29 protein-coding genes are annotated in these 25,652 nt (G+C 28.7%); 3 read left to right on the top strand and 26 right to left on the bottom strand.

Features of this window, described 5'->3' with window-relative positions; all coding sequences use genetic code 11:
• Positions 1–27 precede the first annotated feature (27 nt).
• Entirely contained in the window at positions 28–1,191 is a 1,164-nt protein-coding gene (locus EYW44_RS07255) for a DUF3103 family protein (protein ID WP_132723003.1), read from the bottom strand.
• 212 nt (positions 1,192–1,403) lie between these two features.
• Positions 1,404–2,141: a DJ-1/PfpI family protein gene (locus tag EYW44_RS07260; RefSeq protein WP_132723004.1), complete on the bottom strand. Its 738-nt coding sequence runs from the start codon at positions 2,139–2,141 to the stop codon at positions 1,404–1,406.
• Positions 2,142–2,421: 280 nt separating this feature from the next.
• Between EYW44_RS07260 and EYW44_RS07265 the strand changes: the two genes are divergently transcribed.
• Positions 2,422–4,341, top strand: coding sequence for a CocE/NonD family hydrolase (locus EYW44_RS07265; protein WP_132723005.1), 1,920 nt, complete (start codon positions 2,422–2,424; stop codon positions 4,339–4,341).
• Positions 4,342–4,343: 2 nt separating this feature from the next.
• On the opposite strand, the gene EYW44_RS07270 is transcribed toward EYW44_RS07265, so the two are convergent.
• The 18 genes from EYW44_RS07270 to EYW44_RS07350 all read right to left on the bottom strand — a co-directional run bounded on the left by EYW44_RS07270 (position 4,344) and on the right by EYW44_RS07350 (position 17,214).
• Positions 4,344–4,916 carry a Crp/Fnr family transcriptional regulator gene (locus EYW44_RS07270; protein WP_132723006.1) on the bottom strand — a complete coding sequence of 191 codons (573 nt, stop codon included), beginning with the start codon at positions 4,914–4,916 and terminating at the stop codon, positions 4,344–4,346.
• A 140-nt stretch (positions 4,917–5,056) separates the two neighbouring features.
• Complete coding sequence (locus EYW44_RS07275) at positions 5,057–6,274, bottom strand: cytochrome-c peroxidase (RefSeq protein WP_132723007.1); 1,218 nt, start codon at positions 6,272–6,274, stop codon at positions 5,057–5,059.
• A 110-nt stretch (positions 6,275–6,384) separates the two neighbouring features.
• Entirely contained in the window at positions 6,385–7,113 is a 729-nt protein-coding gene (locus tag EYW44_RS07280; protein WP_243643616.1) for an acyl-CoA thioester hydrolase/BAAT C-terminal domain-containing protein, read from the bottom strand.
• 491 nt (positions 7,114–7,604) lie between these two features.
• Positions 7,605–8,129: a hypothetical protein gene (locus EYW44_RS07285; RefSeq protein ID WP_132723009.1), complete on the bottom strand. Its 525-nt coding sequence runs from the start codon at positions 8,127–8,129 to the stop codon at positions 7,605–7,607.
• Between the two features lie 37 nt (positions 8,130–8,166).
• Positions 8,167–8,733 carry a PAS domain-containing protein gene (locus tag EYW44_RS07290; protein WP_243643617.1) on the bottom strand — a complete coding sequence of 189 codons (567 nt, stop codon included), beginning with the start codon at positions 8,731–8,733 and terminating at the stop codon, positions 8,167–8,169.
• 147 nt (positions 8,734–8,880) lie between these two features.
• Positions 8,881–9,093 carry a nuclear transport factor 2 family protein gene (locus EYW44_RS22590; RefSeq protein WP_243643618.1) on the bottom strand — a complete coding sequence of 71 codons (213 nt, stop codon included), beginning with the start codon at positions 9,091–9,093 and terminating at the stop codon, positions 8,881–8,883.
• A gap of 20 nt (positions 9,094–9,113) precedes the next feature.
• A complete protein-coding gene (locus tag EYW44_RS22595) occupies positions 9,114–9,332 on the bottom strand; it encodes a nuclear transport factor 2 family protein (RefSeq protein ID WP_243643619.1) in 219 nt (72 codons plus the stop codon).
• Positions 9,333–9,534: 202 nt separating this feature from the next.
• Positions 9,535–10,473 (bottom strand): alpha/beta fold hydrolase, encoded by a 939-nt coding sequence (locus EYW44_RS07300; RefSeq protein ID WP_243643620.1) that lies wholly within the window; start codon positions 10,471–10,473, stop codon positions 9,535–9,537.
• Between the two features lie 91 nt (positions 10,474–10,564).
• Positions 10,565–11,128, bottom strand: a complete 564-nt coding sequence (locus EYW44_RS07305) for a TetR/AcrR family transcriptional regulator (protein ID WP_132723011.1) — start codon at positions 11,126–11,128, stop codon at positions 10,565–10,567.
• An 88-nt stretch (positions 11,129–11,216) separates the two neighbouring features.
• Positions 11,217–11,699 (bottom strand): hypothetical protein, encoded by a 483-nt coding sequence (locus tag EYW44_RS07310; protein WP_132723012.1) that lies wholly within the window; start codon positions 11,697–11,699, stop codon positions 11,217–11,219.
• Positions 11,700–11,731: 32 nt separating this feature from the next.
• Positions 11,732–12,130: a hypothetical protein gene (locus EYW44_RS07315; protein ID WP_132723013.1), complete on the bottom strand. Its 399-nt coding sequence runs from the start codon at positions 12,128–12,130 to the stop codon at positions 11,732–11,734.
• 80 nt (positions 12,131–12,210) lie between these two features.
• Entirely contained in the window at positions 12,211–12,792 is a 582-nt protein-coding gene (locus EYW44_RS07320; RefSeq protein WP_132723014.1) for a hypothetical protein, read from the bottom strand.
• Between the two features lie 23 nt (positions 12,793–12,815).
• The gene (locus tag EYW44_RS07325; protein ID WP_165872179.1) at positions 12,816–13,346 is read right to left on the bottom strand and encodes a DUF1572 family protein; all 531 of its coding nucleotides are present in this window, start codon (positions 13,344–13,346) and stop codon (positions 12,816–12,818) included.
• 22 nt (positions 13,347–13,368) lie between these two features.
• The gene (locus EYW44_RS07330) at positions 13,369–13,872 is read right to left on the bottom strand and encodes a hypothetical protein (protein WP_132723015.1); all 504 of its coding nucleotides are present in this window, start codon (positions 13,870–13,872) and stop codon (positions 13,369–13,371) included.
• A 21-nt stretch (positions 13,873–13,893) separates the two neighbouring features.
• A complete protein-coding gene (locus EYW44_RS07335; RefSeq protein WP_132723016.1) occupies positions 13,894–14,433 on the bottom strand; it encodes a hypothetical protein in 540 nt (179 codons plus the stop codon).
• Between the two features lie 85 nt (positions 14,434–14,518).
• Positions 14,519–15,802, bottom strand: a complete 1,284-nt coding sequence (locus EYW44_RS07340) for an APC family permease (protein WP_132723017.1) — start codon at positions 15,800–15,802, stop codon at positions 14,519–14,521.
• Positions 15,803–15,854: 52 nt separating this feature from the next.
• Positions 15,855–16,478, bottom strand: a complete 624-nt coding sequence (locus EYW44_RS07345) for a T6SS immunity protein Tdi1 domain-containing protein (protein ID WP_132723018.1) — start codon at positions 16,476–16,478, stop codon at positions 15,855–15,857.
• Between the two features lie 73 nt (positions 16,479–16,551).
• Positions 16,552–17,214, bottom strand: a complete 663-nt coding sequence (locus tag EYW44_RS07350; RefSeq protein ID WP_132723019.1) for a GIY-YIG nuclease family protein — start codon at positions 17,212–17,214, stop codon at positions 16,552–16,554.
• Between the two features lie 807 nt (positions 17,215–18,021).
• On the opposite strand from EYW44_RS07350, the gene EYW44_RS22700 reads away from it, so the two are divergent.
• Positions 18,022–18,147 carry a hypothetical protein gene (locus tag EYW44_RS22700; RefSeq protein ID WP_256369372.1) on the top strand — a complete coding sequence of 42 codons (126 nt, stop codon included), beginning with the start codon at positions 18,022–18,024 and terminating at the stop codon, positions 18,145–18,147.
• Positions 18,148–18,319: 172 nt separating this feature from the next.
• Here EYW44_RS22700 and EYW44_RS07355 read toward each other — a convergent pair whose 3' ends face one another.
• The 5 genes from EYW44_RS07355 to EYW44_RS07375 all read right to left on the bottom strand — a co-directional run bounded on the left by EYW44_RS07355 (position 18,320) and on the right by EYW44_RS07375 (position 22,266).
• On the bottom strand, positions 18,320–18,835 hold the full coding sequence (locus tag EYW44_RS07355) for a hypothetical protein (protein ID WP_132723020.1): 516 nt from the start codon (positions 18,833–18,835) through the stop codon (positions 18,320–18,322).
• Positions 18,836–18,838: 3 nt separating this feature from the next.
• Positions 18,839–19,750: a helix-turn-helix domain-containing protein gene (locus EYW44_RS07360; RefSeq protein ID WP_132723021.1), complete on the bottom strand. Its 912-nt coding sequence runs from the start codon at positions 19,748–19,750 to the stop codon at positions 18,839–18,841.
• A gap of 9 nt (positions 19,751–19,759) precedes the next feature.
• Entirely contained in the window at positions 19,760–20,704 is a 945-nt protein-coding gene (locus EYW44_RS07365) for an SDR family oxidoreductase (RefSeq protein WP_132723022.1), read from the bottom strand.
• A gap of 115 nt (positions 20,705–20,819) precedes the next feature.
• The gene (locus tag EYW44_RS07370; RefSeq protein ID WP_132723023.1) at positions 20,820–21,329 is read right to left on the bottom strand and encodes a hypothetical protein; all 510 of its coding nucleotides are present in this window, start codon (positions 21,327–21,329) and stop codon (positions 20,820–20,822) included.
• A gap of 37 nt (positions 21,330–21,366) precedes the next feature.
• Entirely contained in the window at positions 21,367–22,266 is a 900-nt protein-coding gene (locus tag EYW44_RS07375; RefSeq protein WP_132723024.1) for a DUF6438 domain-containing protein, read from the bottom strand.
• 688 nt (positions 22,267–22,954) lie between these two features.
• Here EYW44_RS07375 and EYW44_RS07380 point away from each other — a divergent pair.
• Positions 22,955–23,995, top strand: coding sequence for a serine hydrolase domain-containing protein (locus EYW44_RS07380; protein ID WP_132723025.1), 1,041 nt, complete (start codon positions 22,955–22,957; stop codon positions 23,993–23,995).
• Positions 23,996–24,107: 112 nt separating this feature from the next.
• On the opposite strand, the gene EYW44_RS07385 is transcribed toward EYW44_RS07380, so the two are convergent.
• Complete coding sequence (locus EYW44_RS07385) at positions 24,108–25,652, bottom strand: glycoside hydrolase family 2 TIM barrel-domain containing protein (protein WP_132723026.1); 1,545 nt, start codon at positions 25,650–25,652, stop codon at positions 24,108–24,110.

The following is a 25,652-nucleotide window of genomic DNA, read 5'->3' on the forward strand; positions in this document are numbered from 1 at the left end:
AAAGGGTTATTAAAAGCTAAAATTATATTAATTCGCTAAAACCGTGAAAGGTTTTAATGTTACTGTAGCATTTCTTGCAGCTCCTTTGTAGTTTGTATATGTCTTATTCTTTTCAATAGTATAAAAAGAGTCTACATAATCGTCATCGTTTGTAAAAGTACCACTAGGCATTGCTTGAATAATAGCACCAGCCACTTGTCCTAAAACATTTACCCATGGTTGAGCAGTAAAGATTCCGATAATTTGGAATACTCCAGATACAATAGCTTGTGTTAATTCTTGATAGTTTTCACCGCTATCTTTTTCAAATAATTGAATGTTTGCAGCTTGATATTGATAATCGTCCCAGAATAATAAAATTTGATTAGGGTAGTACACTTCATCCTTATAATCTAAATAATACATTGGAATAATTTTTATTTCAGGAGTATTATTATTGTCTTTAATTCCAGAAGTAATAGCATAAATTTCAGCAGCACCACTAATCCAAGGCTCTTGATCGTCATCTAAAACAATACGCTCAAGTTTAGTAGTTTCTAAATTCGCTTTGTTTGCTGGAGTGTATCCTTTATCTAATTTAGTTTTAGTAAAACGTTCATTTTGAAGACCTTCTTTTCTTAAAATTTCATTCATTTTTTCCACTTCAAGTTTCAAAGCTTCAAAACCACTATTTTCTATTACAATTACAGGTTGTTTTGGAGCCTCTTTAGGATCTAAGTATACTAATTCTTTTGTTAAAGTATATGCCTCTACTTTAGTCCAAGTATTTTCATTTCCTTCAGGAGTAAAAGAAATCAATACATTTTCAAAATCATTCTCATTAATTTCGTTTTGTAACCAAAGCTCTAAAACTTCAACAGATTTACTTTTTGTACTATTCAGTTCATTTAAATAAGCTACTTGCTTTTCTAAATTTTTGAAGGCTTTTGTATTGGTTTGATTCGTATTTTGGTTAAGAACCGTACTCAATGCAATACTAGGTGTTTGATTTTTTAGTTGCGTAAAAAGAGTGTTTTTAAAGTTGTTATCTTGCATTAAATCGATAAGATTAAAAGCAATTTCTTTTTTACTCAGTTTTAGGTCAGATGAATTGTCTATAGCTTCATTGTCAATAATTGATTCATTGTTAGCGCAACCAACAATAATTAGGGAGATGATTAAACTTTTAATTAATAGTTTTAAATGATTCATTATTTTTTAATTTGTGGTTAATAATGAATAAATTTAGATAAAAATAAAGTTTAAGTTATTGAAAATCATTTGTTTTTAATGGATTGTTAAAAGAAATAGTGATTTTCCTTACGTTAACTTAACGTTTGTAGTGAGTTTTTGAGATGTAAATTTACATTAAATTAACTTTTGAGTTAAGTTGTAAAGTACTTGAAAGTCAGTAAAAACTTAAATTATTTGTTGATTATAGTATGAGGAACTTTATTTAAATCCCAATCAATCACTAATCCTCCAGCTAAAGATTGCGCTATTTCTTTACCATACAAGAATTCACATAAATATAGAGCAGCTTCAAATGATTTAGCTCCTCCTGCAGAAGTTATGTACTTGCCATCATGTACAAATAAAACTTCTTTACGCACATCTAATTCAGGAAACATAGTGCGCATTTTATCAATGTCAGAAGGGAAGGTAGTAGAAACCTTTCCGTTTAATAAATCAGCTTTAGCTAATACAAAAGCACCATCGCAATGAGAAGTAACATATAAAGCTTCTTTATCAACTTGTTTTACAAAATCAATCATTTTAGTATCCTCTAAATCTGTATCTAAATGATGTTCAGCACTAGGAACTACTAGAATATCTATTTTAGGTAATGAATCTTTTAAATAGTTAAAATCAGGTATAATTTTCATTCCTTCAAATGTGGTTACTGGTTTATCAGTGTTTGCTACAGTAAAAACATTCATGGCTTTGATTCCTTCTCTAAAAATAGTATGCTGAAAAATATCAAAAGGAGCGGTTAATTCAGTATTAAAAGTACCATCCATTATCAAGAAGGCAACATTATATCTTCCCGAAACTAATTCAGGAAATTCTTTTTTAGTTTCTTTTACAGTTTTTGTTTCTACTTTAGAAGTGTTACAACTAATTACAATAGCAACTAAAAATAAATATAAAAAAGATCTCATTTTGAATAATTAAAGTACTTAAAAGTTCAAATGTCATCAGTTTTATCAACATACAGAAGATAAAATGGTTCTTTAACATTTTATTAAGAAGTTTTTTATTTCAAGTGAATGATATTTACATGCTTAATTATAATTAACATAGTATAAGTTTAGTAATTGTAGTATAAGCAAATAAACAAACAACTAAATTTTAAGGTTGTATTTTAATTTAGATTCTTCTATTTATTATTTATACAACCTTTTTTGTTAAATGAAATCAAATAATCCAAGTTATAAACCAATGAAATTATATTTATATGTCTTAGTTTTTCTTATTGTTTCAGTAAGTTGTAAAAAAGAAAAAAAAATAGAAAAAGAAGCAGTAGCTACAAATACGTATGTAAAAGACAACTACACAAAGAAAGAAGTTAAAATAGCCATGCGTGATGGAGTAAAGTTACACGCAACTATATACACTCCAAAAGATACTACTAAAACCTATCCTATTTTATTACAAAGAACACCTTATAGTTGTAAACCATATGGAGAAGGAGAGTTTAAAGAAAAAATTGGTCCGAACATACATTTAATGAAAGAAGGAAACATCATCGTGTATGAAGATGTTAGAGGTAGATGGATGAGCGAAGGTGTATATGATAATATGAGAGCTTATATTCCGAATAAAAAAGAGAATGAAGCAGATGAAACAACTGATACATATGACACTATAGATTGGTTAGTTAAAAATGTAAAGCATTCGAATGGAAAAGTAGGAACTTGGGGAATTTCTTATCCAGGACATTATACTACAGTATCTACAATAGATGCGCATCCTGCATTAAAAGCTGCGTCACCTCAAGCATGTATTGGAGATTTCTTTTTTGATGATTTTCATCATAATGGAGCATTTTTATTAAGTTATTTTAGAGCGGTTTCATTATTTGGAACTTACAAAGATCAGCCAACTGATTCAGCATGGTATTCATTTCCAGATATGCAGACAGAAGATCAGTATCAATTCTTTTTAGATAAAGGACCTCTTAAAAACTTAAATTCATACTTTCAATATGAAAAATTAGATACCAAAGTAGTTGATAATAATAGAATTGATGATTTCTTTTGGAAGGAAATAGTTGAGCATCCAAATTACGATAGTACTTGGCAAAGTAAAGGGATTATTCAACATTTAAATAAAGTACCATCAACAGTAGCAACAATGATTGTGGGTGGATGGTTTGATGCAGAAGATTTATACGGTCCTTTAGAAACTTATAAAGGAATAGAAAAGCACCAACCAAATAATTATAATACAATGGTTTTTGGTCCTTGGGATCACGGAGGATGGTCAAGAGATAAAGTAGCTAATAAAGTAGGGAACTATTATTTTGGAGATTCTATTTCATTAAAATTTCAGAAAGAAATTGAAACTAAATTCTTCAATCATTTCTTAAAAGGAGACGGAAGTAAAAAATCAGGATTGCCAGAAGCGTATGTATATGATACAGGAAAAAAAGGTTGGAAATCATATGATGCTTGGCCTCCTAAAGGAATTAAAAAACAATCATTTTATTTATCAAGTAATCAAGAGTTAACAGCAACACAGAAAAGTGAGCGTGTAAAGATTGATTATATAAGTGATGTTAAGCGTCCTGTTCCTTATTCAGAAGATATTAAAACAGTATTTACTCCTAGAAAATACATGACCGATGATCAACGTTTTGCTGCTAGAAGACCAGATGTTTTAGTGTTTGAAACTGATGTACTTACTGAAGATTTTACGTTAGCTGGTGATATTTTAGCAAAATTAAAAGTAGCTACTACAGGTACAGCTGCCGATTGGATTGTAAAGGTTATTGATGTGCATCCGGCAGATTTAGAAAATGATAATGAAGAAATGCAAACGCATTTAAAATTGAGTAATTATCATATGATGGTACGTAGCGAGGTAATGAGAGGACGTTTTAGAAATAGTTTTTCAAATCCAGAGCCTTTTAAACCAAATCAAAAGACAGCTGTAAATGTTAAATTACAAGATGTGTTTCATACCTTTAAAAAGGGGCATAAATTACAGATTCAAGTCCAAAGTACTTGGTTTCCTTTAATAGACTTGAATCCACAAACTTATGTTGATAATATTTATAAAGCAGAAGCAAAAGATTTTAAAACGCAAACGCATTCTGTTTTTTCTGATTCGCAAATTGAATTTACGGTATTAGAGTAACACTATAAGTGTTTACGAATTCTGCTTAAAGATTGAGGTGTAATGTTTAAGTAAGAAGCAATTAAATAGTCAGGTACATCTTGAACTAATTTAGGTACATCCTTAATTAGTTTAAGATACCTTTCTTCAGCACTTAGACTATGTAAGTTAAAAACTTGATTTAAAGTGCTTACATAAGCATTTTGAATACTAATTCTGAAAAAGCGTTCAAATATTGGATACTTTTCTGTTAGCCTATCAAAAGTTTCATGAGATATCAATAACAACTCTGTTTTACTGTATGTTTGAATATTAAATTGTGTAGGATTACCAGAAAAAAAACTGTACAAGTCACCTAGCCATGATCCTTCTGATCTAATTTGTAGAACATGTCTGTTACCACTGTTGTCAAAGCGGTAGTTTACCATTAAACCTTTATTAATAAACGGAAGAAACTTGATAACTTCTCCTTCTTGTATTACAAATTCTTTTTTTTTAAGCGTTTTCACTTCTAATTCTTTTTCTAAATCAAGATAAGTTTCAATAGGTAAGTCTATATGTTTTTTGAAAGCTTGAAATAGTAAAGGGTATTTCATAAAATTTAAGGGTTTGTTATTTTTATTTAGACGAGGTAAAAATTGTGTTTTTTTTGTTAAAAACCAACTAATATTCCCAAAATTATAGCATAAGATAATTAAAATATTTGTCTTTTAAGTGTTATTTTATTCTTTTTTAGTTAGTTAAAAGGGTTGCTGAATTTTTCGTCATTTAACATTTCTTCATCAGTGAGCGTTTTTAAAAAGGCTATCAGTGCATCTTTTTCGGTTTGAGTAAAGTTAAATTGCCCCACAATACCATTATCATTTACAAAAGGAGGAGCTAAATTAGGGTGATTTTGTATTCCTGAACTGTAATGTTCTATCACTTCTTCTAAAGTAGCAAATCTTCCATCATGCATATAAGGAGGTCTAATGGCAATGTTTTTTAAAGAAGGTACTTTAAACTTGCCAGTATCATTAGGCACACCTGTGGTTTCATTAACACCAAAATCTGTAGTTGACATGGCATCTAATCCATTATTTGTAGCGTTTGAAGCACCATTTCCTCTATTAGGAATTGGACCAACAAAAGCTTCAGAAACATGACAAGCAGCACAATTAGCATTATTACCATTGGTAAGTACTCTAGGTAAATAAAATAAGTCTTTTCCTAAATTTTCTTGAGTAGTAAAATTAGGGAAATCTTCAGTTGGAGAGCTTACTTCATTTCTAGCATAATCATACTTAGAGGTTGTACTAACCAGACTTCTTATAAATTGTGCCAATGCTTTAGATATTCTGTCACTTGTAACAGTTTCATCACCAAAAGCATCTTCAAACAAAGTAGGGTAGTAGGTTTGAGAGCTTATAATATCTTCTAATTCTTGTAAAGTTAATCCCATTTCTACTTCATCTTGAAAAGGCATTAATACCTGATCTTCTAAAGTTGCTGCACGTTCATCCCAAAAGAATTTTCCACTAGCATAAAACCTTGCATTTACTATTCCCATAGAGTGTCTTCTTGTTAATCCTCCGTTAAACCCTTTACTTAAAACATCTGGATCAGAAAAACCATGCTCAGCTTTATGGCAAGAAGCGCAGGCAACTGTACCGTTTGCACTTAGTTTTTTATCGTAAAATAGTACTCTTCCTAAAGTTGCACCTTCATTTGTAACAGGATTGTTTGCAGGTGTATTATCAAAGGTTGTAGCAGCTTTTTGAAATGGAAATTGATCAGGAAATTGATTGTTTGTATAATGTGTAGGTAAATTTAAATCTGTGTAATTGAAATATGTTTCGGGTAAATTTAGTTCAGATAATGGGTTTTCATCAACTGGTACATATTCATCTTCATTTTTAGTACTACAAGAAAAGAATACTAAAACCATTAACATTGCTAAAAGAAAGTTTTTCATAAAAATAAGTTTTACGTTATTATTATAATTTTGACTTTCATTTTATGAAAAGGTTTAATAAAATGTCTTTTTTTTTGTTTGATTATGAGGTAAATAAGAGTTTTTTTAGTTTAAAGTTTATTTAAAAAATCGAAAACTTTAATGTTTGCATCTTGTTTAGCTTTAAAGTCACCTTCGTCATTTCCACCAAAATCATATTTATAATTTATACCATTGATATGAATATTCCCTGTTCTAATTCCAGTTTTACTATCGGGGTTTGTTGAAATTAAATGTCCGGCGTTTTGATATTTTATATTTTCAAAAGTGTAATCAAAGTCTTTATGTTTTAACCTTTTTTCAATCATATCTGCCATTGTAGAAGAAGGCCATACTTTATCATTCATTCCAGAGAAAAGAAGAATTGAACCTTTTATATTTTCTACTTTTATAGTAGCTTTTTTAACAGCATTAGATTTGCCCAATCCTTTTTGCCAATAAGCTAACATATCAATAGTTTCTGAATCGTCTGCAGCTAACTTAGACATAGGAATATATGGAATATCATTTCCATTATATGTCCAACTAGCCTTAATGGTATCCGAATTGTAAGGCAGTACAGTATTTGACCAAGAAACAGAACTTGGTGCGTAAGCTATAACACCACTAATAGAATTTGGGAAGATAGAAGCAAGAATTAATGATAGTTCTGCATTTCTTGATGCTCCCATTACAACTATTTTATTAGGATTTACTTGGGGTTGTTGTTGTAGCCAATCAATAACATTTTTAAAATAAGATAACTCAATTTCTTCTGGAAGTTTTGGAAGTCCTATTTTGCCAGTGTAAGGAATTGACAATCCGACCATATTTTTGCTAGCAAATTTTTGTCCCCAATAATCACCCCATTGTCCTACACCAATTAATATAACAGTAGTTTTATTTTGAATATTTTTTTTAGAAAAGTAATTGGCTTGAAAGTTATTTACATTGATAAGTTGAGGTTTAATACCATTAAAAAGTAAATTATCTACAACAAAATATCCAAAAAAGATTATTACTACAGCTATAATTAATATTCTATTTTTTTCATTTTTAAGCTCTTTTTAAAATGATCATCTCATAGAATAAGTAGTTTTTTTAATAGTTTGTTACAACACTATAAGAGTTTTAGCATAAAAAAAGCCTCCTTCTTAAGGAGGCTTACATGATATATATTAACACAATGTTATTTCGTATTAAAAATACCAAACTACTACTGCTACGAAAGTAACAAAAACATGTGGTGTGTCAAAGTAAATTAATATAAAAATATAGGAAAGCTAACTTTAAGATGAGGTATGTTGAAAGTTTACAACTTTAGTTTTTTTATTGATTTAAGAGCTTTATTGGAAACAGATTTTCTTTTATCTAACGTTAATCTTTCTAATTCAGGTTTTAACCAACTTTGAAGTTCTAAATCTGTTGATGACCATTTAGTCAATGTTTCTATTGTTTGACTCAGAACAATCCAGTCATTGGAGTTAATAAGATTGTTTTTTAAAATTTTCTTTGCTTTTTTAATTTGAATAGGACTCATTTCTTTCTCTAATGAATTAAAAAGTTGTGCTAAAGTCCATTGAGTAGAGGCTTGATTGATAGATGATATTTTATTTAAAAATAAATCAATGTAAGGGACTACAATCATTTTTTGAGCCTTACAAATTCGTTTCATAGCATTTGAAGTTCTTAATCGTACAGTTTCGTCTTCAGAAAAATAGCAATTAAAAAGCTCATCAAAGAGTTTATAATCAGCTAAAACTTCTTCAACTATTTCAATTGTGCTCCCTAATGAATTTGGATGTCCTCCTTTTAACCGATCTTCAAAATTTTTCATTCAAATAATTAAAAGGTTGATTTTTTACTTTAAAAATTTAAACTACTTGTTTTTCAAAAGCAATGTAGTGCGTTGTTTCTTTACTGTATAGTGGAAATATTTTTACTTCACATTTATAAGTAGTATTATCTTTTCTGTGGTTGATAATAGTGTCTTTGAAAGGTTCATTGAGAATTATTTTTGTTTTAATTCTTTGTTTGGTTTCTAAAGAAGTGTGTTTTCCTTGTAAGAATCTAGGAGTTTTATCTAAAGCATATTTTTTAGAATAGCCTGTCATAGAGGTGAAACCTTCATTTACCCAAATTATTTTCTGGTTTTTATCAGTAATAATTAATGCTTCGTAATCATTTTCAGAAAAAGCTAACTTTAGATTGTTTTTCCAGTTAAACTGTTCAGCTAAAGTCAATACTTGTTTTAACTCACTTTTCTTTTTACTTTGAGTCATACGTTGATAATAACCATCCATAAAAAACTCCCAACTTAGTAAACTCATTGGAGGTGTAGTTCTACCTTTAATCTCGTGTTTAATTTTATTGTATTCTTCATTAGATAAACTAGATAAAAAGATATCTAAAGAGTACATTTCGCTAAGATCATATTTCATAGTTAGGTTTTTAAAAAAGTTTACACTAAATCTAAAGAGGAGTTATAGGCTAGCAAAGTAAGGTAATTATTACAATAATCAAATTATATTATAGTGAAATAATTTTTTTGATTACCAACAGTGATAATATTTCAGCAAGATTTTTTTCTAGTGTTTTGTAGAATTATTAAACTGCCATAAAACATTTACTAGTTGCCATTTTCCATTTAGTTTTACAATATGCATATAATCAACCCAATCATCAGCAATAAGTTTTACAGAAGCTATTTTACCAAATACATCTAAAATAACAACTTCTTTTTTAGGCTTTTGAGGGAATTTATCTTTATTGGTATTGTATGTTTCTGCAAGTAGAATCATTGCATCAGTAAAGGTTTCTCTTAAATATTCTTTACCAGTTTTTTATCTGTCCAAAAAGTACGTTTTACCATTCTCGGGTGTGCCGCTTGTTCAAATTGTTTTGGTTTTACGTTATGTTGAGATTCAATATAGTCTAAAGCCACCTTCTTTATGGCTAATGAATCTTGTTTGGTTTGAGCAGTTAAAGAAAGATTGACTATTAATAGGATGGAACTTAAAAGTAAATGTGTTTTTTTCATGTTTTTTAAATTTAAAGCTATGATTATGATGTGTTTTGTCAAATTCTAACTTAAATTTAATTTATTAGATCTTATATCTTCTTAAAATTTTCATATAATAAAGAATTTAGATATAACTATATTGAATAATATATTGTTCGTGACAATTCAAAAATGAAAATAACGATTTAGGTACGTCCTAAATCGTTAATAATTTATAATCTTACTTTGTTAATTTCCTTAAAAAAGTTCTCATTTTTTCAATGATTTTATCACCATCTTCTTCAAGAGCAAAGTGTCCTGTATTATAAATATTGTAATCAATATTTTTGACATCTTTTTTGAAAGCTTCAGCACCACTTTCAGGAAAAAAAGCATCGTTTTTACCCCAAACAATTAATAAAGGTGGTTGGTGATCTCTTAAATATTGTTGCCATTTTGGATACAATTTTACATTATTTTGATAGTCATAAAATAAATCTAAGTTTACTTTATGCGCATTTGGTCTAGATAATCTTAGAAAATCTAAATGCCAAGTATCAGGATTTACATTTTCAGCATTTCTTGTTCCGTGGGTATATTGCCATTCTAAACCTTCTAAAGAGAAAACATGTAATAATGCTTTTTCGGTTTCTGCATTTCTATTAACCCAAAAATCTTTTGTGCTTTTCCAAGCTTCTCCTAAACCTTCTTCGTATGCATTACCATTTTGATTGATGATTGCGGTAACTCTTTCAGGGTGTGCAGTGGCTATTCTAAAACCAATAGGAGCACCATAATCTTGAATCATTAAAGCATAATTATTGATTTCTTTTAACTCTAAAAAAGAATTGATTGTTTTTGCAATATTATCAAAGGTATATTCATAAGCTTTATCAGAAGGAAAGTCGCTGTTTCCAAAGCCAGGATAGTCAGGAGCTATCAAGTGATATTCATCTGAAAGTTGATTCAATACTTTTCTGTATTGGTGTGATGAAGAAGGGAAACCATGTAAAAGAACTATTGTTTGTTTATCTGGATTCCCGGCTTCTCTGTAGGCAACATTTACGCCGTTAACTTCAATTTTTCTGTATTTTACTAATGCCATTTTATGATTGTTTTTAATTGTTATTTCTTTATTTTCTGTTGAACGAGTTGGTTTTGAGCATGAAATTATTGCCATAATCAAGGGTAGGTATAAGAGTTTACTTTTTGTCATAATGTTAAATATATTTATTACCGAACGTTTGGTAAAATTTAAATTCAAAAAAATATTATTCGATTTTATATCTATTTTTTATTTGTTGTAAAGTATTTTTAAAAACATCCAAGTCTTTTAAGCCTTCAGAAACAATTAGGCTACCTTGAATATCGATTAAATTTTGTATTGCGTTTTGTTTTGCTTCTAGTTCAGGTTTGCCAAAGGCTAATCCAAGTATTTCAAAATGATGTATCCATTGTTTCATACCATTAGTAATTAGATCACCAAATAATTCCATACCTGCTTTCATAGATAATGTTCTAAATACACAAGATTCTGCTCCATTGTTATAAAGTTCATTTATATAAAATAAGCTTTTATCTAATCGTTCAGTAGGAGAGAGGTTGGTGTTTTTTAAAGTTTGAAAAATGTTTTGCTGTACCCACTCATCTAAATAACTGAAAACAGCTTCCGCCATTTGCTTTTTCCCATCAGGAAATCGATGATACAAACTAGCTTTTTTTAAACCAGTAGCATCTGCAATTTCCTTTAAACTAGCTCCTTCAAATCCTTTGGCTCTGAATACTTTTGTTAAAGCGGAAAAAACTTCGTTATCTAAAACTTTTTGTGGTCTCATATGGTACAAAGATATAAAAAAAATATTAATAACCGAACGTTTGGTAAAAAAAATCTCAGAACCTTTGCTTATGTGTTTGTTTGAAAAATTACGAACTTAGTAAGGTTATAGAGGTTGCTATAGAAGTTACAGCAATTAATTTACGTAGATAATCGAATACATAAAAGCCACTTAGTAACAACAAATCATTGTTGGATATAGATTTAATATTACCAGAAGTAGTAGCACTTTTATAAATAATTAATTTTTTTTCACTGTTTGAAATACTCCATTTAGAACCCCAAAAATTATCGTATTTCCAAGTATATTTTTCATTATTTAGGGTAATGTTTGCTTTATTTCCCCAAGTATTGAATTGAATTTTACCAATGTTTTTATTTGAACTTAAGTCCATAATATCTGTATTAGAACTAAAAAGACCTTTCTTTTTAAATTCTAATTTGGCATCATTAATTTTTCCTTTAGAAATATCACTAAATGAAGATCGACGGAACTTTCCAATATTAATATTGTTTTGAAATAGCTCATAATTTGAAGAGAAAAATCCTTTTTTCCAGATAATATTTGTCATTGAATTTCTTGCTTTTTGTGATTTTGGATTAACTAAAAATTTTCTGTGGCATTATTTTGAAAACGAAAAAAATCTTTGACATCTTTCGAAAATCCAAAATGATAAATTCCTTTAGAATAAATAAATATCATTACTAATAAAGGAATTTTATTGATGTGAGATGTGTTTAAAAATACCATTCCAACAATTGCAGCAATAATAGCTAGTGTGAATAAAACTATAGATACAATTCTAGCCCAGTTTTTCCCTTTGTAAACCATTATTAAAAGACCAATAGAAAGAGAAAGTCTTATTATTTGTTGTATTAGTTTGCTAAAGTTAATTTCAGGTCTTACAGAGTGATAAATGTAAATAGTATAGATAGATATTAATACAACACTTAACGAAACCTGTATTGTTTTTCTTTTTCCAGAAATAATTGATTGATTCATAGTGTTTTTTTGATTCTTAATGTGATTATTGCAATTTTAATCGTAAAACTAAGTAAAAAGTTATTTATTTCGATACTTTTTTAATCTAATTCCAGTTTTTGAGTTAATTTTTTAATATCGTCAATGGCTTCTATAATAGTAGGAATGTTATTTAACTTTCTATATAACTTCATAGCTTTAGTTGTTTCTTTATTTAATAACAATAAAATTAAGTCTTTAGTTATTATAGCAGGTCCCAGGTTGATGTTTTTATATTTATCAACTTTTCTTATACCAACTAAAGGGTAATCAGGATGCCAATTCCCCCAATCTAAATCTCTTGGGAAATCTTTCCATATTTCATGCTCTTTATTACAAAAGTATTGTCTTATTGTAGACTTTTTTAGAAACTTACATTCGACACATTTTTTAGGCACATAAATGCTATTATCATTTAATTTTTCTATTTCGGTAGGTTCAGAAGAACCATTTACTCCACAATGATTATAATCTAACCGTAATAACCTTTCTATTTTATCTAAACCACGTAAACATTCTCCTTCAAATAAATTAGAGCATGTAGAACATTTTTGAGGTATCGCTCCTTCAGAAAACATGTGTCCATATTTTACAGGTGTATAAGATCCTTTTACTTCGCATTTTGGAAACGATCGTCTAAACATAGTGTAATGTTAATTATGAATTTCTACTTAGAATTCTTTTCAAATTCTAATTGAATATATTCTTTTGATTTACCTTTCGGTATTGATGGAGAATTCCATTTATCGTTTAAAATCATTTTACCAATAAAAGCAATTTGACCAATATGATATGGATAATGAGCAATCTGTCGAGTAATACTTTCTATTAGTTTCACTTTTTTATTTCTAATGAAGATAGGTTGATTGAAATTTGTTTCATTCATAGCATCTAAGGCACTAAAAAGGCAGTCCCATCCTTTGTTCCATCTTTCTATTAATTCATTATAACTTAAATTTTGTTGAGAGAATTCACCATCTCTATCTCTCCATTCTTTTTCACCATCACTTTCAAAAAAATCAGTCCATCTAGATAGCATATTTTCTGATAAATGAATCATAATACAAGCAATATCGTTACTTTCATTGTTGTATTTCCAGTATAAATCTTTTTCTGTTAATTGTGAAATAGTCTTATCAGCTACCTCTTTATAAGATTTAAATTGTTTTTTAATGTTTTCTAAATATTCTTCTACCATTGTTTATTTTTTTAGCAATAAGTTATTCATCACAGTATTTTTCATATGCCGTAAAATATGATTCAAAGCTTCTGTATTTACTTAGTTTTATGGTGTCAAATTCATCCATATCTTCTAATTTTATAACTCCAATTTCTTTTAAAGCACTATTGATATCTACACCTTTTAATCCAAAATTATTGTTATAAAATGTACCCTTAATATTAACAAACGTTGAATTTTTATAAACCCTAGCAGCTTGATCTCCAATACCCGCATGGTAATCAGTACCTATTATGATAAAGTCAGCAATGTTTAATTCTACAGCAAGTCTTTCAATGCTTTTGAGACAGATCATATTAACTCCACCAAAAAGTTCCCCATATTCATCAAATGTGTTCCACTTTTTTCCCCAGAATGTTAAATGACAAGAGTCTAAAGGAATAATATTAAAATCTCCTTCTTTAAAAATCGAAATGTCTAAACTTTTTAATGTTTCGCTATTAGGCTTTTCTTTGGTAATTATAGCTTCAATATTATGTCCCATTTTATTGTTTTTTGTTAAGCTTTAATCAGAAGTCCAACTTTTATTTAGTAAATCATCGAGTTCTTTTTTAGAACTGTTAGCGAGCTTTAGTAAATCATCACATAACTCAAAAAAAATAGGTGCAGCATCAACTCTTGTTACAATATGATAATTTTGATTGGAGCAATCATTAACTTTTCTTTTTTTTACTTCTAAAATCCATGATGTTCCATCTAAAAATCTTTTTTTAGATTTAGTAGGTACTGTCCAAAAGCATTTATCAGCAACTAGTTTTTCAAAATCAGTCCATTTTTCATTAGATAAACTAATTTTTGTAGTTTGATTCATTTTGTTGAAAAAGACTTCACCGTTTTTATCAATCCTTCGATATTGATTGACTAAAATTTGAGGTTTTACCGTATGATTCTTTAAGATATATTCATAAACGATACTATTAGTCCAACTAGGAATTATAATTAATCGATACGTATCATATTTAAAATTTTTATGATGCTGCAGTCCTAATTTCGACCAATTATCAGTTTTGTTGTATTCCGTTATTACTTGAATATTTTCATTCAAAACATTTTCATCAATTTTACAATTACAGTTTTTAGGTTGACAACTAAATAGAATTAAAAGAAGTAGGAGATAAAGATTATTTAATTTAACCATTTTTATCAAACACTTTTTTATAAAGAAACTCAATAACAAAACTAAAAGCAACAATACCAATAGCAATAAATACATCAACTTTACTAGTTCCGTATTGTTGAATTAATAAGGTAATCATTGCCAAAAAACACATAATAGCACCTGCAAAAGGAATAATTTTAGAGCTATTTGTTTCTTTAGCTAACTTAAATCCAGCAAAATTAACAATAGCAAAAATGAGCAAAAAACCAACACTACCAGCAGTTGAAATGCTTTCTAATTGTAAGGTGTTTACTAATACAAGTGTTAGTATAGCAGTGATTAATAAACCTACTGGCTGATTCCATAGTTGATAAGTAAACTGTTTCGGTAATTCGTCATCTTCAGCAATTTCATAATTCACTCTACTTCCACCATATAAAGAAGCATTAATTGCTGAAAAAGTAGAGATTAATGCTGCGACAGTAATAATTGTAAATCCAATTTTTCCTAACATCGGTTTTGCTGCTTCAGCTAATACATAATCTTGTGCTGTAGCAATATCTTTAAAATCTAAAGATCCAACAGTAATAATAGCAATAATAACATAAAGTATAATTACGAAAATAACAGACCAAAAATAAGCTCTAGGAATATTTTTTTCAGGATTTTCAATATCTGGAGCTGCATTTGCAATGAGTTCAAAACCTTCATATGCTACAAAAATTACCATACCAGCTGTAATAAGCTTAAAAGAAGACTCCCAATGTTCTGGATCTAATTGTTCTAAATGAGAATTTCCTATTAATCCATATAACCCAAATCCAACAAAAGATAAAAGTATTACCAGTTTAATAATAACCGCATAAGATTCTATTTTACCAACAACAGCAATGCTATAATAATTGATAGCAGTAGCTAAAATTACAATAGCAGAAGCATAAATATGTGTATCTAAAACTTTATTACCGGTTAGTTCAAATAGGTTAGGAGCATAAGAACCAAAGGCAGAAGCATACAATGCTAACATAATAATGTAACTTATCCATAGTAAGTTATTAATACCGCCACTAAAAATACCAATACCAAATCCTTGATTTACAAATTTTACAGTTCCTCCTCGGTCAGGATATTTAAGAGACATTTTTACATAACTATAGGAAGTAACTAAAGCAATTAAACCTGCAATTAAAAAAGATACAGGAGTTCCTCCTTTTGCGAGGGCAACAGCCAATCCGAGTACTGCAAAAATTCCGCCCCCTACCATTCCTCCAATTCCGATAGAAATAGTGTCTTTTAATCCTATTTTTTTATTCATTTGGTTGTAGTATTAGTTTTGTTTTAAGAGTAATAAAAGTAGGATATAATTTTTACATTGTCATTTGTAAAACGATATCTTGATATACCTGTGCATTTCCCTTTTTTAAATATTTAGTTTCAAGTGCGCCACCCATAGCTAAAACAGGAGTAAACGTAAAAACTTCATGTGTTTTTAAGCTTCCTTGTTCTTTAATTGCTTTTTCAAATAAAGAAGCTCTTAGCCATTCTTCCTGATCTTCTTTATCAGTTAAAAAATCTTCAAAAAAAGATTCGAGGCTCCATACCACTGTTTCTATTTTCCGATACTGAATATCAATCATACAAACATCTTCATCCGTTTCTGTTAGTTTTCGGTAATAAAACAATTCACCAAATCCGCTAATAGCAAAAGGAACATAATTTTCAACCTCTTTACCTAGCCAATTCCATAAAGAATCTTCAAAATCTTTAGGATTTACAAGCTCAATTAAACCGTTATTATAGTTGCCAAATCCATTTTTTTTCCAAAGATCTATTAAATAAGAAGGAACTTTTGCTTTGTATTCTTCTATAATATCTTCTGATGGAAGAGTCATTTTTCCAGAAGTTTTAAAACATTTATTGAATTCATTTTCTGGATGATTTGTTGCTTTCTCAGGATTTTTATTTCCGAATAAATTTTTAAAAAAAGTCATGATTCTGCTGTAAAGTTAATTTGGTTAAAAGAAGTAACTATTCGAAGATCATTTTTCGAGGATGTTTTTTTATTTAATATCCCAAGTGTTCAAAAATTTTTTTTATATGAACGAATGTAAAATCTGAACTTGACGCACTTAAAAATTCAAAAGTAGCTTCTAATTCTGTTAACTCCTTTTGTTCTAGTTCAAACCATTCTCCTTTTCGTCTAGAATTCTTAAACTGATTATGGATTAGTTTTTCTAAACTTACGTAATGTTTGGTTTCAATGTAATATGTCAAAGTCAGTTTAAAAGGGATAGCAGTTCTAAATGCTTGCAATCTTGCTTTTAAATTTTTTGTAAACCCTATTTTGTACTTGTTTGTTTTGTTTATGTTAACAACGTATACGCCTGGATTTTTATGTGCCTCATCTTCTATAATCTGTATAAACCCTTTTCCTTCATAAAATATTCTTCCTTTATATGAGACAATTCTTGGAAATTCATTTTCGATAATCTTAAATCCTAATTTCTCAAGCATAGGTAAATACGGCCACCAATCTTCGTCTGTTTCAAGTTCAGTTTCCAGTATTTTTTTAGAAACATCACAAATATATTCGGCAGTGGAATACCCCTCATTGAACCCTTCTGCTGAATCGTGAAAATCTTCTGCATCTTTTATACTTGTGGAAAGAACAAACCAGTTTTCCCTATTACAAGGTGTTGTAAGCCAGTAAAGTTGACGGTTTTTCATAAATTAGATGCAACAAAGAAATAAAATCCACCACCTTTGATAGATTGTTGTTGATTTTTACTTAGAGTTTGTCCAAGATTTGAAATGTTTTTTAACATGATTAATATTTTGGTTGATTAATAATGAATAAATATAATGTAATTGAAGAAGTTTAAAAAGCGAAAGTGTGCGGTTTAATGTCAAAATAAATTTTTAATTCAGAGATAGAATTTTTAGCAATTCAAATAAAATAAAAAAAGCCACTATTGTTTTTATAATAGCTGGCTTTTTATACGTCCTCGCCCCCAAGGACTAACTTACACTGTAAAGATAATGAGATTGTTATTTCTGTAATTGATTAATTAGTTGTGTGTATAATTTGTATCGATGAATAACATATAAACCATATTAATTAGTAGTTATCACAACTGTTATTAGTTTTTTATAGAAAATGTCTTGCAAAAAATAAGCCCACTCTTTGAAAAGTGGGCAATTATTATGAAAATAACTTAAGACTTGTATTTAGAGCTTGCCCCCCAGCAAACTAAATATGTTGTTTAAGTCGTAGGCTTTTCTAATTACTTACAAAATTTTTTAAATAAAAAAGCCTCTAAAAAATTAGAGGCAAACAAAACTTAATTTCATAGTCCTTCAAGGGACTCCTAACTACTACGTGTTAACAAGATAGTAAATAAAAGTATTCAAAAGATACAGTAAGTATAAATACAGGAAAAAAACGGTTTTTTTTTTAATGACTTTTTAAAACGATTTTGGCATGATATTAGTTATGATTAGCTATAGTTTAACCAATTATATAATATAAATAAAATGATGAACGATTACTGGAAACAAGCAGAAGGGCTTCAATATTATTTTATTGTAATAGCTATTGCAACATTTGTATGTTTGGTGTTTATGTTACACGAGTACTATAAGAAAGATGATTATTTTTAATAAGAAATTTTAAAAATAAAAAAGCCACTATTATTTGCATAATAGTTGGCTTTTTAATCTCCTCAACCCCTGAGATCATATCATATTATAAAAGTAAGAAGCTTTACTGGTTTACACATTGAAAATTAGGTATGATGTGGAATACTGTCGATGAATGACAATGTGTCAATTATCAATTGAGTTTACTTTCTAAACTTACAGTTTTTAAAGCTTTGTTATAGGTAGCTATTCTTGCATGAGCCGTTCCGTCAACTAATAAAATAACAATTAACATAGCTATTGAAGTAATACTTATGGCTCGCCATGTTGGAGTATTTACAAAGATAATAAGTAAAGCAGCTACAATTATGATGATTGGAATAACTTTAAAAACAATAGTTTGATATTCTTTTAAAGTGCTTTCTGTTCGATTAATTTCTGAACTAATAAACGCAGTGTCATCATTTTTATAAGCTATTTCAAACTTAGTGATTCTAGAGATATTTGTAAAAACTAAACCAATTCCAATGGTTAGTAATAAAACACCGGCAATTAAGGTTGGAATAATATATGCTTTAGCAATAGCGGTTTTTCCAAGTTGCCAAAAACCAATACTTGCTGTAAAAAATAACAACGCAAAGAAAATAAAGAATCGAGTTGAAAAAACTTCTGCTTTAGCCCATTCAGTGGCTAATTTTAAAATGTCCATAGGTTAATTTAATTTGTATTTATCTCTATATTCAGTAGGGCTAATTCCTTCTTTCTTTTTAAATAATCTCGAAAAATAAGGAGGATATTCAAAACCTAATTCGTAAGCAACTTCAGCAATACTTTTATTAGGTTGAAGTAAGATGTTTTTTGCTTCATCTATTAAAAGTAAATGTAAATGTTCGGTAGAAGTTTTACCAGTTTCTTTTTTTAATGTATCACTTAAATAACGTTGAGATACAGCTAAGTTTTTAGCTATTTCTTCTATACTAGGAATTCCTTTTTCGGCTAATAGACCTGAATCAAAGTAATTTGATAAATGTAAATTAAAACGATCTAATAAATTGTTAGAGAGTTCTTTTCTGTTTAAAAACTGTCTTTCGTAAAAACGATTGGCATATTTTAGTAATGTATCTAATTGAGAAATAATAATTTCTTTACTAAACTCATCTTGATTGTTTTCATATTCTATTTCTATGTTTTCAACAATAGCTTCAATTTGTTTTTCTTCTTTAGGAGAAAGGTGAAGCGCTTCATTAGTAGTGTAAGAAAAGAATCCATATTTTTTTATTAGCCTAGCCAGTTCGGTTCCTTTCAAAAAATCTTCATGAAAATTTATTGAAAATCCCTTTTGTTCAAAAACAACGCTGTTATCCCATTGTAAAACTTGTCTAGGGGCAATAAAAATTAAAGCACCGTTTGTAAAATCGTATTTAGTTCTGCCATAATTTAAGTTACCGTTTACATATTTTTTAAAGCTAATAGTGTAACAATCATTGGTTATTGGAGGAGAACTTTCTTTAGGGCAAGGGAGAAAACCATTACCTTTTGAATTAAATACACTTAGCATAGGATGCTCAGGACGAGGAAGTTCTAAATAATCTAAATAAGATGATAATGTTTTAAAATGTTGCATACTACTAATTTAAAAATTCCATGTTAAACCAGTTTCTTTTTCTGAAACTTCCCATAACTTTTTTGCTACTTCTTTGTCTTTTGCATGAGAAGCTATTTTATGTGCACCAACGGGTCCAACCCAATTGCTTCTTCCAGTAGGTCCATAAAAACCTTCCTGATCTAAATTTTCTTCGGTTGCACACATTAATTGTGGATACGCTCCTTTTTCAGCAGATTGTGTTAAGGGCTTCATTAAATTAAAAATAATTCTCATCATTAAACTACCACTTGTAGAAATTAAAGAAGTTCTGGAAGCTTCTGGATGACAAGCATACGTTTTTACAGTAGTTTTTCCTGCTGATTTTAATCTATTTTGTAGTTCGTAAATAGACATAATTTGAGCCAATTTACTTTGACTGTATGCGTTATTGGGAGTGTAGTCTTTATCCCAGTTTAAATCATCAAACTTAATAGTTTTAATTCCCATGTCATACCCCATGCTACCCACTGTAACAATTCTACCTTTTGATTTTTCAATAAGTGGATATAACAAAGCTTGTAGTGTAAAATGACCGTAGTAATTTACTCCCATTTGACTTTCCCAACCATCTGTGGTAAGTTTTTGTTGAGGTACTTGTGCAATAGCAGCATTGCAAATTAGTGCATCAATTTTAGGTACGGTTTCAAGAACTTGTTCAGCAGCTTTTTTTACAGATGTTTGAATACCTAAATCCATTTGTATAGCAGTTACTTTTATATTGTTACCAAGTTCTTGCTTTAAAGTAGAGATTGTATTATCAGATTTTTTAGGATTTCGGTTAAGCATTACTACTCTAGCTCCTTTCGATAGTAATATTTTAGCTGCTTCAAATCCAGTACCACTAGTGGTACCTGTAATAACAAATGTTTTATCATTTAAATTTCCAATTCTATCTGGAGTCCAACCTTTTTTACCAAATTGATGTGCTTTCATGTTGCCTATTTTTAATTAATAAAAGAATACTGCAAAGGTCGGGCAAGGGTAAAGGTTAGGTGTTATACAGATTTTCGTATGTCGTATACTTTTTGGTTTTTATGTAGTTTTTTTACTAGTTAAGGTCAATTACTTTTAAATTTTGTTCAACAATTTGTCGGCTTGTTCTTCTTTCGTTGTCTCTAATATCAATTACTTTTGAAAGCTTACTGATTAAATTATTTTCACTTTCTTGAGATATAATTAGATGAATTTTCTCTTCTCCCTTTTTCCGATTTTCAATAACATTTAAATAAATTCTTAATAATTCAATCTGCCAAGTTTCTTCCAAATATTGAATTTCTTCAATTATAACAAGTGAACTACTTTCTGAAATCCAATCAAAATGAAAATCAAAAATTTGATCAGTACTGTAGCTTTTAGCTTTGTACCAAGGTTCATACAATTTTTTCATTTTTACATAATCTATGTATTCATCAAAAAGCTTCATTTTTGAAGGAAATCGGAATACTTCAAAATTAGTGTTTAAGAGTAAATCATTAATAAAAAGTTTTCTTGCAGTAGCCGTTTTACCAATGATTAAAAGGTGTTTTTTATTTAATATTTGTGTAGTCTGTTCTATCATTTTATAATCATTATTTAGCGGTAATTAAATGAGAATATTACCTTTCATTAAACGGTATTGGTGGGACCGGAGGACGAGGAGGGTAAAAAGTAGATTCTTTAAACATAAATTCATTTATAATAGTCGAATCTTGTTTTATTTCTTCATTTTTATAAAGTTCCATCAAACTATGAAAAAGAATTCTTAAAGCAACAGGCTCTTTGTAAAAACCATAACATTCACTTTTATAAATAGTATCTTTTGTTTTTAAAACAATTGTACAAGTTTGATCATCAGTCCAATTTGCAGAATAGCTTTTCTCCAATTTATTAAAATCAATACTGTTAATTTTTGATTTTATGTTTTCAAAGTTTTTATTAGATAATTTACCAGAAAACAGACCTTCTTTCTCTGTGTAATATTTTCCTTTAAAATATAGGTTTCCTAAGCTGTCAATTTCTAAATACATAGAAGGACAGCTACCATAACATTCAGAGCTATAAAAAGCTATTCGTTCAATTCTCCAATTAAATTGTTCTTTAACTTTAGTTAATAAAATTTTGTTTAAACTATCATTCTTATCTTTTCTGTAAATATCTTTTGTATCATTGGTAATAGGTTTTAAAACTAATTTTTTAGGAGTGATAGTGTCAATTACAAATTGATAAATAGCTTTTCCTCCAAAAATATATCCTTTCTTTTTTATTATTTGTTCTTTAATATTTAATGTATCACCATTAATCCAATAGGGTGAGTACGCACCCCAAGCTTGAGAGTATGAACAAACGCTATCTTGAAAAGTGAAAATAAAGGGAGTATCATCCCATTTGTCTTTTAAGTGTTCGGTTTTCCAGTTACCTTTTATTTTTTCTTTCAATGTTTTTTTAATAGATGTCTTATTTGAGGTACATCCTAAAATTTCAATTATTATGAATAATATAAATATTGATTTTTTCATGTTTTGCAATTCGTTTTTAATAGTTTGAAAGAGATTCTGGCATAATAAACATACAAAAATTATTTATTGCAATATCATTAGCTTCAGCGAAAGTTGAGTAATTAATTAGTGAAAAAAGCATACAAACATTGTAAGTAAATCCTCAACCTTTGAAATTTGATTTTGTATCATACTAAAAACTACTTAATATTACATTTCTTAAAAAGAATACTAACATTTAAAGCTATTAGAAAAAGAAAACTTAAGAGTTATGAATACAACAAAAAATAAACAGAATAACCATAATTTATATTCAACAGAACTATATAAGTTTCATCACATGTTCTATGAAAATATAAAGATGTAAAATAGTATTTTAAATTTTTAAAGAATGACTCAAGCTAAAAAGCTTGAGTTTTTTTATGTAATAAATTATAATAATAGCTTGTTTTTTAATAGAATCAACTTAATTAAATTAAAAAAAGATCAAGATTGAAACTAGTTTCGATCTTGATCTTTTGTAAAAAAGGACTTCATCAATTTCTTTTTTGTTTATGGCATTATAAAATACAGAACAGTACCATTTTTTTGCTTTAAAAGCAACGCAAACAAAGTATAAAAAGAGGTAAATGTAGCAAAAGTAGTTACAACCATTGTAGCAAAATAAAAACTTCATCGTCTTTAAAGTATATTTTAAAAAATCAACCAAATGAAGCATATAATTTCAGCCTTTTTATTATCAATATCAATTTTTTTTGCAAGTTGTCAAACACATACTTCTATAGATGCTTACATGAATGAACTAGTCGCAGACGGAGTTTTTAATGGTAATGTTTTAGTGGTGAAAAACGGAGCAACTATTTATGAAAAATCTTTTGGTTTTTCAGATGGATCTAAAACTACAAAATTAACAAATCAGTATCGATTTGGTTTAGGATCGGTATATAAGGAGTTTCCGGCTGTTGCTATCATGCAACTTCAAGAAAAAGGATTACTAAATACAGATGATACAATAAATACCTATTTAAAAGATCTACCAAATTGGTCGTCAAAAATTACGATAAAAAACTTATTGCAATATACAGGAGGTTTGCCAAGAATATCATGGGATAAGTATTTTGAAAACAATCAGAGAATTACCGATGAAAAAATTAAAAATGACTTATTAAATTTGAAAGAATTGGAGTTTGAACCAGGATCAGATTATTTGTACACCAATTACAGCCCAATTTTATTAAAACAAATTGTAGAAACTATTACAAAACAGTCTTTTTCAGTATATGTTAATGAAAACTTATTTGAGCCTTATGGATTAAAAAGTGCTAAGATTTTACCAGAGATGCCTATCATAAATAAGAAATTTATAGCTATTCCTTTTAATGAAAACTTTAAAGAAGATGCATATAAAGTTTCTATTTCTGGAGCGTTTTTTAGTTTTACGGCAAGAGATATTGAAGGTTGGTTAACAAACTTACATGCGTTTAAAATTATCAATAAAGCGTCATTACAGTTTTTATCTCAAAAAGCTGATTTCTGGGGAAATATTCAAGCTCCTTTAGGCAGTGTTACTTGGAAAAATGGAATTGTAACTAATCATCATCATCATGGAGAAACAGGAAATTATGAGTGTATTGTAAAAAGAATGAACAACGGAAAAGATGTTTTAACTATTGTAGTTCAGGCAAATCTAAAAAGACAAAACATGTTTGATATTTCTGATGAAATAGTAAAGATTTTAAAGTTTGATTAAATAATAAGAGTTCGGTATATGAGTATCTCGATTAGTGTTTGTTCCTTTTGAAAAGAAACATACGTCTCCTCGAACGCAGTTGAGATATCACTAAGTTATATCGAACTCACATTTATTCATTGCTATTGATAAAATCAAATGAAGGTTTCTTATTTCCATTGCTATCAATAAAACCAAAATGTTTTTGCTTGTTTTTTCTCCATGGTAAACTACCCGCTACTGAAGTTGGAATTTTTTTAAAATCGTATAAAGTCCATGAAAGTCGAGATACATTTTGTTCGTTTAAAAATGTTTGTATTTGTTGGTGATAGGTTGCTTGTGATTTTTTTGAATATCCAGAAAAAGTATTCCAAATACTTCTGTACGAAGGAACTCCAAACTCTTCTAGTACGAGAGGTTTATTAGGGATTTCTTTCTTTAAATCAGCAAAGTCATTTTTTAAATTTTCATTAAAATGATGAAAGGACACATAATCAACTTGTTTATGTAAATGTTTTGCGGCAACTGAGTTAGACCAACCAATGGTAACCAAATGATTTTTATCGTATTTTTTTATTTCTTTAATCATGTATTCCAACCAAGCAAGTACATTTTTTTTACCTCGATTTTTAAAATCTAAATCAGGTTCGTTTTTAATATCCCAAGCAATAATTGAAGTGTTATTTTTAAAAGCAGATACAATTTGTTCAGCATGACGGTGTGTTAAAGTCCAATTACTAACCGAATAATCACCATAAAAATCAAACAAAGTAACAATTACTTTTAAGTTGTTTTGTTTTGCAAGTTGTAAAGTAGTTTTTAATTTTTTAAGTTTTTCTTTAAGTACATCCGCTTCGCCAAAATCTTTGTATTGTACAAAAATTCTTATGGTATTTAAACCAGCATTCGCAATTAATTTAAAATCGTTGTGAATGGTTAATGAATCAAATTTTTTTCCAAACATATCCCAAGCAGATTCTTGAGGGTAATAGTTAACACCTCTAATTGTAAATTTTTTACCATTAATTAAAATGCTATCGTTTTTAGTAGTAGCATAAGGTCTTAAAATCTTAGATTTTTTTTGAGGAATAGAAGGAGATTGTACCAAGTGTCTAATTCGCCAAAACCCATCTTCTAAAAGCATCATAACTTTATAGCTGTTCAACTCATTAACTTCGGTAACAACATCTTTATTCTTTACAACACGAGTATATTTTTCAACATTATTATCTGTAAAAACAACCAATTGTCCGTCTGCACTATAAAAGTTGAGTTTTAAATGATGACTTAAAGTGGTGGTAAGTAGTTTTAATTTTTTTTCAGCATTATATCCAATACTTTTAATAAGATTTACTTGCGCACTATCGGTGTAATAGTCTTGAATACCAAAAGTACTATTGTCTTTATAGGCCACGTTTTTAATATGCCACGAATTCAAGTAGTCTTTGGTAATTTCTTTAGCAGTTTGCTCTTCCATTTCTCTGCCAGGATTGTCAAAAGACAACCAAGTAGTTTTAGGTAAATACACTTGGCTACTTTTTACAGCTAAATGAAGAATAGAAGCTCTTTCTGCACCAGTATTTAAAAACGATAAAACAGCACTAATGCCATATACAGTTACCGTACAAAGCACAATAAAAAAGAAAATTAAAAAAATACTGTATCGTTTTTTTTCCAT

The organism is Tenacibaculum sp. M341, assembly GCF_004337695.1.
In the GTDB taxonomy this organism is placed as follows: Bacteria; Bacteroidota; Bacteroidia; order Flavobacteriales; family Flavobacteriaceae; genus Polaribacter.

Coding starts and splice junctions, on each gene's coding strand:
- EYW44_RS07255 (WP_132723003.1), bottom strand. CDS start 1,191: ATGAATCATTTAAAACTATTAATTAAAAGTTTAATCATCTCCCTAATT.
- EYW44_RS07260 (WP_132723004.1), bottom strand. CDS start 2,141: ATGAGATCTTTTTTATATTTATTTTTAGTTGCTATTGTAATTAGTTGT.
- EYW44_RS07265 (WP_132723005.1), top strand. CDS start 2,422: ATGAAATTATATTTATATGTCTTAGTTTTTCTTATTGTTTCAGTAAGT.
- EYW44_RS07270 (WP_132723006.1), bottom strand. CDS start 4,916: ATGAAATACCCTTTACTATTTCAAGCTTTCAAAAAACATATAGACTTA.
- EYW44_RS07275 (WP_132723007.1), bottom strand. CDS start 6,274: ATGAAAAACTTTCTTTTAGCAATGTTAATGGTTTTAGTATTCTTTTCT.
- EYW44_RS07285 (WP_132723009.1), bottom strand. CDS start 8,129: ATGAAAAATTTTGAAGATCGGTTAAAAGGAGGACATCCAAATTCATTA.
- EYW44_RS07290 (WP_243643617.1), bottom strand. CDS start 8,733: ATGAAATATGATCTTAGCGAAATGTACTCTTTAGATATCTTTTTATCT.
- EYW44_RS22590 (WP_243643618.1), bottom strand. CDS start 9,093: ATGATTCTACTTGCAGAAACATACAATACCAATAAAGATAAATTCCCT.
- EYW44_RS22595 (WP_243643619.1), bottom strand. CDS start 9,332: ATGAAAAAAACACATTTACTTTTAAGTTCCATCCTATTAATAGTCAAT.
- EYW44_RS07300 (WP_243643620.1), bottom strand. CDS start 10,473: ATGGCAATAATTTCATGCTCAAAACCAACTCGTTCAACAGAAAATAAA.
- EYW44_RS07305 (WP_132723011.1), bottom strand. CDS start 11,128: ATGAGACCACAAAAAGTTTTAGATAACGAAGTTTTTTCCGCTTTAACA.
- EYW44_RS07310 (WP_132723012.1), bottom strand. CDS start 11,699: ATGACAAATATTATCTGGAAAAAAGGATTTTTCTCTTCAAATTATGAG.
- EYW44_RS07315 (WP_132723013.1), bottom strand. CDS start 12,130: ATGAATCAATCAATTATTTCTGGAAAAAGAAAAACAATACAGGTTTCG.
- EYW44_RS07320 (WP_132723014.1), bottom strand. CDS start 12,792: ATGTTTAGACGATCGTTTCCAAAATGCGAAGTAAAAGGATCTTATACA.
- EYW44_RS07325 (WP_165872179.1), bottom strand. CDS start 13,346: ATGGTAGAAGAATATTTAGAAAACATTAAAAAACAATTTAAATCTTAT.
- EYW44_RS07330 (WP_132723015.1), bottom strand. CDS start 13,872: ATGGGACATAATATTGAAGCTATAATTACCAAAGAAAAGCCTAATAGC.
- EYW44_RS07340 (WP_132723017.1), bottom strand. CDS start 15,802: ATGAATAAAAAAATAGGATTAAAAGACACTATTTCTATCGGAATTGGA.
- EYW44_RS07345 (WP_132723018.1), bottom strand. CDS start 16,478: ATGACTTTTTTTAAAAATTTATTCGGAAATAAAAATCCTGAGAAAGCA.
- EYW44_RS07350 (WP_132723019.1), bottom strand. CDS start 17,214: ATGAAAAACCGTCAACTTTACTGGCTTACAACACCTTGTAATAGGGAA.
- EYW44_RS22700 (WP_256369372.1), top strand. CDS start 18,022: ATGATGAACGATTACTGGAAACAAGCAGAAGGGCTTCAATATTATTTT.
- EYW44_RS07355 (WP_132723020.1), bottom strand. CDS start 18,835: ATGGACATTTTAAAATTAGCCACTGAATGGGCTAAAGCAGAAGTTTTT.
- EYW44_RS07360 (WP_132723021.1), bottom strand. CDS start 19,750: ATGCAACATTTTAAAACATTATCATCTTATTTAGATTATTTAGAACTT.
- EYW44_RS07365 (WP_132723022.1), bottom strand. CDS start 20,704: ATGAAAGCACATCAATTTGGTAAAAAAGGTTGGACTCCAGATAGAATT.
- EYW44_RS07370 (WP_132723023.1), bottom strand. CDS start 21,329: ATGATAGAACAGACTACACAAATATTAAATAAAAAACACCTTTTAATC.
- EYW44_RS07375 (WP_132723024.1), bottom strand. CDS start 22,266: ATGAAAAAATCAATATTTATATTATTCATAATAATTGAAATTTTAGGA.
- EYW44_RS07380 (WP_132723025.1), top strand. CDS start 22,955: ATGAAGCATATAATTTCAGCCTTTTTATTATCAATATCAATTTTTTTT.
- EYW44_RS07385 (WP_132723026.1), bottom strand. CDS start 25,652: ATGGAAAAAAAACGATACAGTATTTTTTTAATTTTCTTTTTTATTGTG.